Origin of the sequence: Streptomyces sp. DSM 41931 (assembly GCF_050271085.1) — a bacterium.
In the GTDB taxonomy this organism is placed as follows: domain Bacteria; phylum Actinomycetota; class Actinomycetes; order Streptomycetales; family Streptomycetaceae; genus Streptomyces; species Streptomyces albogriseolus.
In genome coordinates this window covers 1,164,081-1,176,165 of record NZ_CP189902.1, presented here as the reverse complement: position 1 = coordinate 1,176,165, position 12,085 = coordinate 1,164,081, and the positions used below count along the sequence as shown (strand labels likewise).

Annotated in this window: 10 protein-coding genes; 9 read left to right on the top strand and 1 reads right to left on the bottom strand. The window is 73.4% G+C overall.

Annotation, left to right across the window (positions count from 1 at the left end; all coding sequences use genetic code 11):
- Nucleotides 1-2: 2 nt before the first annotated feature.
- Nucleotides 3-380: a DUF1844 domain-containing protein gene (locus tag ACP7TJ_RS05665; protein ID WP_093765827.1), complete on the bottom strand. Its 378-nt coding sequence runs from the start codon at nt 378-380 to the stop codon at nt 3-5.
- Nucleotides 381-778: 398 nt separating this feature from the next.
- Here ACP7TJ_RS05665 and infC point away from each other — a divergent pair, with 398 nt between their 5' ends.
- The 9 genes from infC to ACP7TJ_RS05620 all read left to right on the top strand — a co-directional run bounded on the left by infC (nt 779) and on the right by ACP7TJ_RS05620 (nt 11,989).
- The gene (infC, locus tag ACP7TJ_RS05660) at nt 779-1,423 is read left to right on the top strand and encodes a translation initiation factor IF-3 (RefSeq protein WP_078540917.1); all 645 of its coding nucleotides are present in this window, start codon (nt 779-781) and stop codon (nt 1,421-1,423) included.
- 112 nt (nt 1,424-1,535) lie between these two features.
- Nucleotides 1,536-1,730 (top strand): 50S ribosomal protein L35, encoded by a 195-nt coding sequence (gene rpmI / locus ACP7TJ_RS05655; protein ID WP_003977225.1) that lies wholly within the window; start codon nt 1,536-1,538, stop codon nt 1,728-1,730.
- A gap of 98 nt (nt 1,731-1,828) precedes the next feature.
- On the top strand, nt 1,829-2,212 hold the full coding sequence (gene rplT, locus ACP7TJ_RS05650; protein ID WP_004933571.1) for a 50S ribosomal protein L20: 384 nt from the start codon (nt 1,829-1,831) through the stop codon (nt 2,210-2,212).
- 183 nt (nt 2,213-2,395) lie between these two features.
- Nucleotides 2,396-3,256 carry a TrmH family RNA methyltransferase gene (locus ACP7TJ_RS05645; protein ID WP_093765828.1) on the top strand — a complete coding sequence of 287 codons (861 nt, stop codon included), beginning with the start codon at nt 2,396-2,398 and terminating at the stop codon, nt 3,254-3,256.
- 91 nt (nt 3,257-3,347) lie between these two features.
- A complete protein-coding gene (locus tag ACP7TJ_RS05640) occupies nt 3,348-4,493 on the top strand; it encodes a sensor histidine kinase (RefSeq protein ID WP_093765829.1) in 1,146 nt (381 codons plus the stop codon).
- A 174-nt stretch (nt 4,494-4,667) separates the two neighbouring features.
- Nucleotides 4,668-5,786: a phenylalanine--tRNA ligase subunit alpha gene (pheS, locus tag ACP7TJ_RS05635; protein WP_367547678.1), complete on the top strand. Its 1,119-nt coding sequence runs from the start codon at nt 4,668-4,670 to the stop codon at nt 5,784-5,786.
- The gene (gene pheT / locus ACP7TJ_RS05630; protein ID WP_167742577.1) at nt 5,786-8,308 is read left to right on the top strand and encodes a phenylalanine--tRNA ligase subunit beta; all 2,523 of its coding nucleotides are present in this window, start codon (nt 5,786-5,788) and stop codon (nt 8,306-8,308) included. Before pheS ends, pheT begins: the two co-directional genes overlap by 1 nt.
- A gap of 1,019 nt (nt 8,309-9,327) precedes the next feature.
- Nucleotides 9,328-10,392 (top strand): PP2C family protein-serine/threonine phosphatase, encoded by a 1,065-nt coding sequence (locus tag ACP7TJ_RS05625; RefSeq protein ID WP_401544369.1) that lies wholly within the window; start codon nt 9,328-9,330, stop codon nt 10,390-10,392.
- A gap of 256 nt (nt 10,393-10,648) precedes the next feature.
- Entirely contained in the window at nt 10,649-11,989 is a 1,341-nt protein-coding gene (locus ACP7TJ_RS05620) for a transcriptional regulator (protein ID WP_401409082.1), read from the top strand.
- The last annotated feature ends 96 nt before the right edge of the window (nt 11,990-12,085 follow it).

Here is a 12,085-nt window from a genome sequence, read left to right as displayed (position 1 = left end):
CGTCAGCCGTAGATCGCGCCCGTGTACTTCTCGCCCGGACCCTTGCCCGGCTCGTCCGGGACCAAGGAAGCCTCGCGGAAGGCGAGCTGCAGCGACTTCAGGCCGTCCCGCAGCGGCGCCGCGTGGAACGAGCTGATCTCGGTCGCGGAGGCGTCCAGCAGACCGGCCAGCGCGTGCACCAGCTTGCGGGCCTCGTCCAGATCCTTGTACGTGTCGCCCTCCTCGGTCAGACCGAGCTTCACGGCGGCGGCGCTCATCAGGTTGACGGCGACCGTCACGATCACCTCGACCGCCGGGACCTCCGCGATGTCGCGGGCCATGGCGTCGAAGTCGGGGCTGCCGGGGGTCTCGGGGGTGTCCGAGGGGGAGGTCTCACTCATGCCCCACACGATAGGCGCAGCCCGGCGCGCCGCCGACGCCAGGAGCCGGGCGGACGGCCGGTTGGTGCCCGTCTCCGGGAGCTGCTAACCTTGTGTAACGACCGGTCGGACCCGTATGTCTCACCACACACGAGCCCGGCCCACAAGTGGAGGCTTTCGAACTCCCACCTGGCTGCCCTCAGGGCGGCGGGTCACCGGTCAGGCAGATCCCGTCCCCGAGTCGGCGATCGGCCCGAAAGCGCGCCCCGCGGTCTCCGTGGCGGTGCTCCGGTAGTTCGAGGAGCCCCGCCTGTGATCGTCCGGGGCATTTTTCGTGTCTCGGCGCGGTTAGGTCTAACGAACACAGACGTTACGCGGCTGTCCGCCAGACCGTCGCGTGGTGCTACCGAGGAGGATCCATCAGCGCCGAGCCCCGCATCAACGACCGGATTCGCGTTCCCGAGGTGCGACTTGTCGGTCCCAGCGGCGAGCAGGTCGGGATTGTCCCGCTTGCCAAGGCCCTGGAGCTTGCGCAGGAGTACGACCTCGACCTCGTGGAGGTCGCGGCGAACGCCCGTCCGCCCGTGTGCAAGCTCATGGACTACGGGAAGTTCAAGTACGAGTCGGCCATGAAGGCCCGTGAGGCGCGCAAGAACCAGGCGCACACGGTCATCAAGGAGATGAAGCTCCGGCCGAAGATCGACCCGCACGACTACGACACCAAGAAGGGTCACGTCGTCCGGTTCCTCAAGCAGGGCGACAAGGTCAAGATCACGATCATGTTCCGTGGTCGCGAGCAGTCCCGGCCGGAACTCGGCTACCGACTGCTGCAGCGTCTCGCGGAGGACGTGGCCGACCTCGGGTTCGTCGAGTCGAACCCGAAGCAGGACGGCCGAAACATGATCATGGTTCTCGGTCCGCACAAGAAGAAGACCGAGGCGATGGCCGAGGCCCGCCAGGCACAGGAAGCCCGCAAGGCAGAAGCGAAGGCCAACCCCGGCAAGTCGCAGAACGCCGCCGACGCGGACTCCGTGCAGGCGGCCGAGGAGCCGGCCGAGGCGTGACTCCCCGGGGCGTGAGTCCCAGGAAGCAACCCGATACAAGTACGACGCTCCACCGTGTGCCCGGTTTCACGACCGGGCACAGGAGCGCCACCGACGAGGAGAGAACGGCGCTATGCCGAAGAACAAGTCGCACAGCGGTGCCAGCAAGCGCTTCAAGATCACCGGCTCCGGCAAGGTGCTCCGCGAGCGTGCCGGCAAGCGCCACCTGCTCGAGCACAAGTCGTCCCGTGTGACGCGTCGCCTCACCGGCAACGCCGAGATGGCCCCGGGCGACGCCGCGAAGATCAAGAAGCTTCTCGGCAAGTGACGCCCCGGCGCGTGAGCGCCGTACGTACGTCAGACCGGGACCCAATCGATTCCGGGCCGTGTGAGCACCACCACGGCCCCGCTACAAGGAGTTAACAAGTGGCACGCGTCAAGCGGGCAGTCAACGCCCACAAGAAGCGCCGGGCGATCCTCGAGCAGGCCTCCGGCTACCGCGGTCAGCGCTCGCGCCTGTACCGCAAGGCCAAGGAGCAGGTCACCCACTCGCTGGTCTACAACTACAACGACCGCAAGAAGCGCAAGGGCGACTTCCGTCAGCTGTGGATCCAGCGCATCAACGCCGCTGCCCGCGCCAACGGCATCACGTACAACCGCTTCATCCAGGGTCTGAAGGCCGCCAACGTCGAGGTGGACCGCAAGATCCTGGCCGAGCTGGCTGTCAACGACGCCACCGCCTTCGCCGCGCTCGTCGAGGTCGCGCAGAAGGCGCTGCCGGCGGACGTGAACGCGCCCAAGGCTGCGTGAGGTCGTCGGCCTTGGCCGACGTTCTGATCTTCGGGACCCGTAGGCTTCGGCCTGCGGGTCCCGTGCTGTGTCGTTGCCCCGGCCCGCTCGTCGGCTGCGGGTGGGTGGTGGCTGGTCGCGCAGTTCCCCGCGCCCCTGAGGGCGTTGTGCCGGCCCCCGGTCGAGAAGTTGAAGGTGACTGAAATGGTGTCCGCTGGTCCTGAGCTGATTTCTCCCCGTTCCGCCCGGGTGAGTGCCGCGCGGCGGCTCGCCAGGCGGAACTTCCGGGGGAAGGAGCGGCTGTTCCTCGCCGAGGGACCGCAGGCCGTCCGCGAGGCCGCCGCGCACCGCGCCGGGGACACCGCCACCCTCGTGGAGCTGTTCACCACCCCCGAGGCCGCCGACCGGTACGCCGACATCGTCGGGGCAGCCCGGGACGCGGGCGCGCGCGTCCACCTCGCCTCCGAGGAGGTGGTCGCCGACATCTCCACCACCGTCACCCCCCAGGGCCTGGTCGGTGTCTGCCGCTTCCTGGACACGCCGTTCGAGGAGATCCTCGCCGCCCGTCCCCGCCTCGTCGCCGTCCTCGCCCACGTCCGCGACCCGGGGAACGCCGGCACCGTGCTGCGGTGCGCCGACGCCGCCGGGGCCGACGCCGTCGTCCTCACCGACGCCTCCGTCGACCTGTACAACCCCAAGGCCGTGCGCGCCTCCGTCGGCTCCCACTTCCATCTGCCCGTCGCCGTGGGCGTACCCGTCGAACGCGCCGTCACCGGCCTGCGCGACGCCGGCGTACGGCTGCTCGCCGCCGACGGGGCCGGCGACCGCGACCTCGACGAGGAGCTCGACAAGGGCACCATGGGCGGCCCCACCGCCTGGATCTTCGGCAACGAGGCCTGGGGCCTGCCCGAGGAGACCCGCGCCCTCGCCGACGCCGTCGTCCGGGTCCCCATCCACGGAAAGGCGGAGAGCCTGAACCTCGCCACCGCCGCCGCCGTATGTCTCTACGCGTCGGCACGTGCACAGCGCGCCGCCGGAGGGTCCCGCTCCGTCACCGAGAGCTAGTAGGCTGACCAGCTCGGGGACCTCCCCAAGCTCTCGGCCGGGGCCCGGGAACGGGGCGCCCCGAGGACGTTCCGAGAGGTGGGGTACGGGGATGAGCGTCGGCACGAGCAGCGCACCGGGAGCAGAGCGCACGGCGCGCCCGCCCGCGCCCCGGCCCGGTGACCTCGCCGACCTCGGCATCGACCCCGACCAGCTCCCCGACGGACTCGTCGTCGCCGACGAGCACGGACGGGTGATCTGCTTCAACGCCGCCGCCGTGCGCATCACCGCCGTCCCCGCCGAGCAGGCCCTCGGCCGGTCCCTGGAGACCGCGCTGCCGTTAGAGGACCTGGAAGGGCGCCGCTGGTGGCAGCTCACCGACCCCTACGGAGGCCTCGCCATCCGGGTCGGCCAGCCCGAGCGCAACCTCCTGCTGCACGGCGGCAGGGAGGTCCTCGTCTCCGCCCGCTACGTCCGCACCCGCCCCACCGGGCCCGTCCGCCGGGTCGTCGTCACCCTCCGCGACACCGAGGCGCGGCGCCGGACCGAGCGCAGCCACGCCGAGCTGATCGCGACCGTCGCGCACGAACTGCGCTCGCCGCTCACCTCGGTCAAGGGCTTCACCGCCACCCTGCTCGCCAAGTGGGAACGCTTCACCGACGACCAGAAGCGGCTGATGCTGGAGACCGTCGACGCCGACGCCGACCGCGTCACCCGGCTCATCGCCGAACTCCTCGACATATCCCGCATCGACTCCGGGCGTCTCGAGGTGCGCCGCCAGCCCGTCGACATCGGGGCCGCCGTGGGCCGGCACATCCAGGCGCACGTCGCCGCAGGCCAGCCCGCCGACCGGTTCCTGCTGCGGGTGCAGCACCCGCTGCCCGCGCTGTGGGCCGACCCCGACAAGATCGACCAGGTGCTGAGCAACCTGCTGGAAAATGCCGTGCGCCACGGCGAGGGAACCGTCACCATCGACATCACACCCTCGGCGTCGCCGCGCGACCGCGAGCACGCCGAGCCCGCAGCCACGTCGGTCACCGTCAGCGACGAGGGGCCCGGCATCCCGGAGGAGTCCATGAACCGCGTCTTCACCCGCTTCTGGCGGGGCAGCAAGCGCGGCGGCACGGGCCTCGGGCTGTACATCGTCAAGGGCATCGTCGAGGCCCACGGCGGCACCATCACGGTCGGACGCGCCCCCGGCGGCGGCGCCGAGTTCCGATTTACGTTGCCCGTGGCGGCCCCCGCGTATCTCACCTGAGACGCCTGCGGCCCCCACGGGCGCCTTCGCGTACCACCACCCCGTTAGACTCGGCCCTTGGCACCTTTGCGTCCCGAGGACGGAAGCCGCAGCGCACACCGGGCGCGCGACCGATCATTCGTCCACGAGTCGATGACGGGGACCATCAGCCAGCCAACGGAAGCACGGGAAGAGATGTCGGCACCGAATAAGTCGTACGACCCTGTCGAGGTCGAGGCGTTGAAACCGGAAGAGATCGAGCGCATGCGGGACGAGGCGCTCGCCGCCTTCGCCGCCGCGGACTCCCTCGACGCGCTCCAGGAGGCCAAGGTCGCCCACACCGGCGGCACCTCCCCGCTGGCGTTGGCCAACCGCGAGATCGGCGCGCTGCCCCCGCACGCCAAGGCCGAGGCCGGCAAGCGCGTCGGCCAGGCGCGCGGTGCCGTGAACAAGGCGCTCGCCGCCCGCCAGGCGGAGCTGGAGGCCGAGCGGGACGCCCGCGTCCTCGTCGAGGAGTCCGTGGACGTCACGCTGCCCCACGACCGCGTCCCGGCCGGCGCCCGCCACCCGCTCACCACGCTCTCCGAGCGCATCGAGGACATCTTCGTGGCCATGGGCTACGAGGTCGCCGAGGGCCCCGAGGTCGAGGCCGAGTGGTTCAACTTCGACGCGCTCAACATCGGCCCGGACCACCCGGCGCGCGGTGAGGCGGACACGTTCTTCGTGCAGGGCCCCGAGGGCGCCGACGCCGGAGTCGTGCTGCGCACCCACACCTCGCCCGTGCAGATCCGCTCGCTGCTCGACCGCGGGCTGCCGGTCTACGTGATCTGCCCCGGCCGGGTGTACCGCACCGACGAGCTGGACGCCACGCACACCCCCGTCTTCCACCAGGTCGAGCTGCTCGCCGTCGACGAGGGCCTGACCATGGCGGACCTCAAGGGCACCCTGGACCACATGGTCCAGTCGCTGTTCGGCGCGGAGATGAAGACCCGGCTGCGGCCGAACTTCTTCCCCTTCACCGAGCCCAGCGCCGAGATGGACATGCTCTGCTACGTCTGCAAGGGCGCGTCCGTCGGCAACCCCGACCGGCCCTGCCGCACCTGCTCCAGCGAGGGCTGGATCGAGCTCGGCGGCTGCGGCATGGTCAACCCGCGGGTGCTCACCGCCTGCGGCGTCGACCCGGAGAAGTACAGCGGCTTCGCCTTCGGGTTCGGCATCGAGCGGATGCTGATGTTCCGCCACAACGTCGAGGACATGCGAGACATGGTCGAGGGTGACGTCCGGTTCACCCGGCCGTTCGGGATGGAGATCTGATGCGGGTCCCGCTTTCCTGGCTGCGGGAGTACGTCGACCTGCCGGCCACCGAGACCGGCCGCGACGTGCAGGCCAAGCTGATTTCGGCCGGTCTGGAGGTCGAGACCGTCGAGCACCTCGGCGCCGACCTCAAGGGCCCGCTGGTCGTCGGTCAAGTGCTGACCATCGAGGAGCTGGAGGGCTTCAAGAAGCCGATCCGCTTCTGCACCGTCGACGTCGGGCAGGCCAACGGCACCGGTGAGCCCCAGGAGATCGTCTGCGGCGCCCGCAACTTCTCCGTCGGCGACAAGGTCGTCGTGGTCCTGCCCGGCGCCACCCTGCCCGGCGGCTTCTCCATCAGCGCCCGCAAGACCTACGGCAAGGTCTCGCACGGCATGATCTGCTCCAGCGACGAGCTGGGCATGGGCGACGACGGCACCCACGGCATCATCGTGCTGCCGCCGGAGACCGAGGTCGGCAAGGACGCCATCGAGCTGCTCGAACTGGTCGACGAGGTCCTGGACATCGCCGTCACCGCCAACCGCGGCGACTGCCTGTCCATCCGCGGCGTCGCCCGCGAGACCGCCATCGCCTACGGTCTGCCGCTGCGCGACCCGGCGCTGCTCGACGTGCCCGGGCCCAACGCCTTCGGCTACCCGGTGAAGGTCTCCGACCCGGCCGGCTGTGACCGCTTCACCGCCCGCACGGTGACCGGCCTCAGCCCCGAGGCGCGCTCCCCGATCTGGCTCCAGCGCCGGCTGCAGAAGGTCGGCATGCGCCCGATCTCGCTCGCCGTCGACGTCACCAACTACGTGATGATGGAGCTCGGCCAGCCGCTGCACGCCTACGACCGCCACCAGGTCCAGGGCACCATCGGCGTCCGCCGCGCGCAGGAGGGCGAGAAGATCGTCACCCTCGACGGCGTCGAGCGGAAGCTGCACGCCGAGGACCTCGTCATCACCGACGACCGCGGCCCGATCGGCCTGGCCGGCGTCATGGGCGGCGCCGACACCGAGATCGCCGACCACGACCCCTCCGAGGAGGGCGCCGGGGCGACGACCGACGTGATCATCGAGGCGGCCCACTTCGACCAGGTGTCGGTGGCCCGCACGGCCCGCCGCCACAAGCTGTCCTCCGAGGCGTCCCGCCGCTTCGAGCGCGGTGTGGACCCGCAGGCCGCGTCCGCCGCCGCGCAGCGCACCGTCGACCTGCTGGTGCTGCTCGCCGGCGGCACCGCCGAGGCCGGCGTCACCGAGGTCGTCGCGCCGGGCGCGCCGCACACCATCACCGTGGCCGCCGACCACCCGGACAAGGTCGCCGGTGTGACCTACGGCCGGGAGACCGTCGTACGCCGCCTCCAGGAGGTGGGCTGCGACGTCTACGGGGCGGACGAGCTGGTCGTCACCGTCCCGTCGTGGCGGCCCGACCTCACCGACCCGAACGACCTCGCCGAGGAGGTCATCCGGCTGGAGGGCTACGAGAACCTGCCCTCCACCCTGCCCAGGCCGCCCGCCGGCCGGGGCCTGACCGGCCGCCAGCGGCTGCACCGCCGCATCGGCCGGGCGCTCGCCGGGGCCGGGTACGTGGAGGCGCTGAACTACCCGTTCGTCAGCGAGCGGGTCTTCGACCAGCTCGGTCTGGAGGCCGACGACCCGGCCCGCCGCGTCGTCACGCTGGTCAACCCGCTCAGCGACGAGGAGCCCGCGCTGCGGACCTCCCTGCTGCCGGGGCTGCTCGCCGCGCTGCGCCGCAACGACGGCCGGGGCTCGCACGACCTGGCGCTGTTCGAGACCGGCCTGGTCTTCCAGCCGCGGGACGCCGCCAGGGCCGCCGCGAACCTCCCCGTCGACCGGCGCCCCAGCCCCGACGACATCGCCGCGCTCGACGCCGCGCTGCCCGACCAGCCCCGGCACGTCGCCGTGGTCCTGGCCGGCGCCCGCGAACAGGCCGGCTGGTGGGGCAAGGGCCGCCCGGCCGACTGGGCCGACGCGATCGAGGCCGCCCGGACCGTCGCCCGCGAGGCCGGCGCCGAGCTGGGCATCCGCAAGGGGCAGTACGGGCCGTGGCACCCGGGCCGCTGCGCCGAGCTGACCGTCACCGTCGACGGCGCCGAGCGCGTCGTCGGCCACGCCGGTGAGCTGCACCCGCGCGTCCTGAAGACGCTGGGCCTGTCCGCCCGCGCCTGCGCGATGGAGCTGGACCTGGACGCGCTGGAGCGGGTGGGCGACACCGTCCCCCAGGCGCCGTCCATCTCCACCTTCCCGGTCGCCACGCAGGACGTCGCCCTGGTCGTCGACGCCTATGTCCCCGCCGCCGACGTGGAGGCCGCCCTGCGCGAGGGCGCCGGCGAACTGCTGGAGTCCATCCGCCTGTTCGACGTCTACGAGAACGCCGAGCAGCTGGGCGAGGGCCGCAAGTCCCTGGCCTACGCGCTGCGCTTCCGCGCGGACGACCGCACCCTGACGGTCGACGAGGCGTCGGCGGCCCGAGAGGCGGCGGTCGCCCTGGCGACGGACCGCACGGGCGCGGTGCTCCGCGGCTGACACCGCAGGCTGTCCCACGCACGGGCCGGTCCTCAAGGCAGACGCCTTGGGACCGGCCCGTCGTGCGTCTCGGGGGCGAGTGCGCCTGAAGGGCTGCTGCGGGCCGCCGCCCTGCGAGGCGCGTGCGCGGTGCGGTGGGGCTTGGCGGTCGGCGGGGAGCCGAAGGCTGCGGCCGAGGAGGGCGCGAGCGGCCCGCGAGGCGCGAGCGGCCCGCGAGGCGCGAGCGGTGAAGGGGGGCGGTCGTGCGGTCGGTGTTTCGGGGGCGTCCGGGACCGTGGGGGCGGCGGGCCGCATGGTGCCGGGGGCTGCCGCAGCCGTTCGGTCCGCGAGGCGCGTGCGGCGAAGGGTGGCGGTCGTGCGGTCGGCGTTTCGGGGTGCCCGGGATCGTGGGGGCGGCGGGCCGCATGGTGGCCGGGGGTTGCCGGGGCGCTTCGGCCCGCGAGGCGCGGGCGAAGGGCGGCGCTCGGGAGGGGGCGTGGATCGGGTGGGCGCCCGGCGTTGTGGGCTCCGCGGATCGGCCGGGGCACTGCGGGCTTTCGTAGCACGGCGCCGGGACCGGGGGCGCGGTCCGCAGGGGGACGCGGTCACCCCGACTCAGCGCGGCGGCGCCTCGCGTGATGAGCGCGGCGCGGCATGTGCCGAGACGGATGGCCCCATGGCGTCGGCGAAGCGGCCCCGACTGTCGCCGTTCCGCCGGGCGATGACAGGGCGGGTGCCCCGTCCGTGGCAGTCCCGCCGGCGCCGGTGCCTGCGTACCGCGTGCGCCCCTGCCGGAGGGGCCGTTGGGGTTCAGGCGGCCCGGAGGGCCGGAGGGCGGGTTCCGGTTCGGGCATATGCGGAGTGGGCGCGAGCATGTCAGGGCTGGTCAGTGAGCGGAACCTCGGCGTCCCGCCGGTTACTCACTCGTTCGGGTGACTGAGCCGGGTGATGCGGCCGGATCGGGGGCCGCGGTCGACAGAATCGGACCGGCCTCTCGAGGCCGGTCTGCGCTGTCCGGGCCTATTTGGGGGGCCATCGGCATGATCCGCTTCAAGGCTGGGGCTCCCCGCGGGGTGCCACCCCGGTTCCTGTCACGGCTGCGCTCCCTCGCGGTGCCCACGGCGTGGGGCGCCGTCGCGGTGGCCTACCGCCTTTCCTGCCCGCTGGCCCGGGACGACGCCCTCGGAGCGCGCCTGGTCAGCAGCGCCGTGCTGTGCGCGGTCGGCACCGGCATCGTCCTGCACGTCCGGCGCCGCATGCTCCGCGAGGTCCGGGACGCCCGCCGGATCGCCGAGGCCGCCCAGAGCGTGCTGCTGCGGCCCCCGCCGCCCCGGGTCGAAGGGCTGGCCGTCGCCGCCGTCCACCTCTCCGCGGACCGGGGCGCCCGCATCGGCGGCGACCTGTACGAGGTGACGGCCACCGAGCACGGTGTACGCGCCGTCATCGGCGACGTCCGGGGCCACGGGCTGGGCGCCGTCCGCACCGGCGCCGCCGTCCTCGGCTGCTTCCGCGAGGCCGCCCACGACGAGAAGACCCTCGCCGGGGTGCTGCGCCGCCTGGAACGCGCCATGGACCGGCATCTGCGCGAGCGGGCGCACGGTGACCACCACGCGCCGGACGGCGCCCCCGCCGCGGAGGAGTTCGTCACCGTCCTGCTGCTGGAGATCCTCCCGGACGGCGAGGTGCACGCCCTCAACTGCGGCCACCCCTGGCCGTACCGGCTGACCGGCGCGGGCGCCGAGCCGCTGGGCCGGGCCGATACGCTCCCGCCCCTCGGCCTGTTCCCGCTCCCCGGCGAGCTGCCCACCACCGCCTGCGGCCGTCTGCTCCCCGGCGACATCCTCGTCCTGCACACCGACGGCGCGGAGGAGGCCCGCGACGCCGACGGCCGCTTCTTCCCGCTCCGGGAGGTCCTCACCGAGGCGGCCCGCGACCGTCCGCAGACGCCCCAGGCCGTCCTGCGGACGGTCCTCACCGCCCTGCTCGGTCACGGCGGCGGCCCGCCGAAGGACGACGTGGCCCTGCTGATCCTCAGGAACGAACGCTGCTCCCCGCCCGCGCGGCAGACCCGCGGCGTCCACCGCTCGGCCACGGCCGACAGGTAGCGCCGCGCGGGGCCGGCGGGCCGTCCGCCCCGCCACGGAGTGTCGGGCAGGCGGCCGGGCGGACGGCGGATACACGGGCCGCCGCTGTACGAGGGGGAGCCGGCGGCCCGGCCGGCCTCTTTCGAGGCAATTCAGTCAACCGGCCGGGCACGCTCCGCGACAGCGCGTGCACACTGCGGATGCGGACACTCCGTTCACACCCCGTGTGAACGCGCAGCCACTACCCTGTCCGCACCGAGCCACCGGGGGGCCCGACATGCAGCCCAACACTCTGCTCGACGCGATCCTCGACGAGGCCGGCATCTCCCACGCGGGGCTTGCCGCGCACGTCAACCAGGCCGGGCGGGCACGCGGTCTGACGCTGCGCTACGAACACACCGCGGTGGCCCGGTGGCTGAAAGGGCAGCGCCCCCGGGGCCAGGTGCCCGACCTGATCTGCGAGGTGCTCGCCGCCCGGCTGCGCCGCCCCGTCACCCTCGACGACGTCGGCCTGGGCGTCCCCGGCGAACCGGCCGCCGCGCACGCCGGTTCGCTCTCCGGCTTCGTCGAGCGGGCCACCGCGCTGTGGCGCTCCGACCAGCAGGGCCGCCCGCACCTGCTCGGCGCCCCCGCCGTCACCGGCACCCCGGCCGTGATGCCCGTGTGGGAGTGGGAGAACCCGCCCGAGGACGTGGACGTCTCCCGCGGCGGCCCGCACCGGGTCACCCCCGGCGACCTGGCGATGCTGCGCGCCGCCCGCGCCCACTACGAGCAGATGTACCGCAAGGCCGGCGGCATGGCGACCCGCGCCCGTATCGTCGGCTTCCTCAACGCCGAGGCGGCCCCGCTGCTGCGCGGCAGCTACACCGACGCCACCGGCCGCCAACTGCACCGCGCCACCGGCGGTCTGGTGGCCGTCGCGGGCATCTGCGCCTACGACTCCGACGCCCACGGCCTCGCCCAGCGCTACTTCCACCAGGCGCTGCGGCTCGCCAAGGCCAGCGGCGACCGGGGTCTCGGCGCCTATGTCATCGCCCTGCTCGTCAACCAGTCCCTGCACATGCGGGAGTTCCGGCAGGCCGTCGCCTTCGCCGAGGCCGCGCTGCGCGCGGCGGGCCACCGCATCACTCCGGCGCTCGCCTCCGACCTGTACGCGATGCAGGCCAAGGCGTACGCCCATCTCGGCGACGCGGCGGGCGCGTTGTCCTGCATCCGGCGGGCCGAGGAGTCCGCGGAGCGCATCCACCGCGGCCACGAGCCCGACGAGACCGGCTATGTCCAGCCGGGCCTGGTCAACGTGCAGGTGGCGGAGGCGTTGTTGAGCCTCGGCGAGCTGGCGGCGGCGGGGGAGCACGCGGCGGCGGCCGTGGACAGCCCGGCGCACGACCGGGGCCGGGTGCACCGGCTGGCCATGCTGTGCACGGTCGAACTGCGCCAGGGCAACGCCGACCGTGCGGTGGCCGTCGCCGTGCAGATGGCCGAACAGGCGCGCGGCATGGAGTCGCAGCGGCTGCGCGACCGGCTGCGCGAGGTGCGCGACCATCTGATCCGCAGCGGGTGTACGGGCACCGCCGAGGCGGCCGAACTCATCGACGGAGCGCTGCGCGTGCCGCTGTAGACGGCCGCGGGCCGCCTCCGGCGTACGAGGGCGGCCGTGGCCGCGCCGCGCCCGGCGCATGCCTCACCGCGCCGCCCCATGCGTCACGGGCGGCCC

Coding starts and splice junctions, on each gene's coding strand:
- ACP7TJ_RS05665 (WP_093765827.1), bottom strand. CDS start 380: ATGAGTGAGACCTCCCCCTCGGACACCCCCGAGACCCCCGGCAGCCCC.
- rpmI (WP_003977225.1), top strand. CDS start 1,536: ATGCCGAAGAACAAGTCGCACAGCGGTGCCAGCAAGCGCTTCAAGATC.
- ACP7TJ_RS05645 (WP_093765828.1), top strand. CDS start 2,396: ATGGTGTCCGCTGGTCCTGAGCTGATTTCTCCCCGTTCCGCCCGGGTG.
- ACP7TJ_RS05640 (WP_093765829.1), top strand. CDS start 3,348: ATGAGCGTCGGCACGAGCAGCGCACCGGGAGCAGAGCGCACGGCGCGC.
- pheS (WP_367547678.1), top strand. CDS start 4,668: ATGTCGGCACCGAATAAGTCGTACGACCCTGTCGAGGTCGAGGCGTTG.
- pheT (WP_167742577.1), top strand. CDS start 5,786: ATGCGGGTCCCGCTTTCCTGGCTGCGGGAGTACGTCGACCTGCCGGCC.
- ACP7TJ_RS05625 (WP_401544369.1), top strand. CDS start 9,328: ATGATCCGCTTCAAGGCTGGGGCTCCCCGCGGGGTGCCACCCCGGTTC.
- ACP7TJ_RS05620 (WP_401409082.1), top strand. CDS start 10,649: ATGCAGCCCAACACTCTGCTCGACGCGATCCTCGACGAGGCCGGCATC.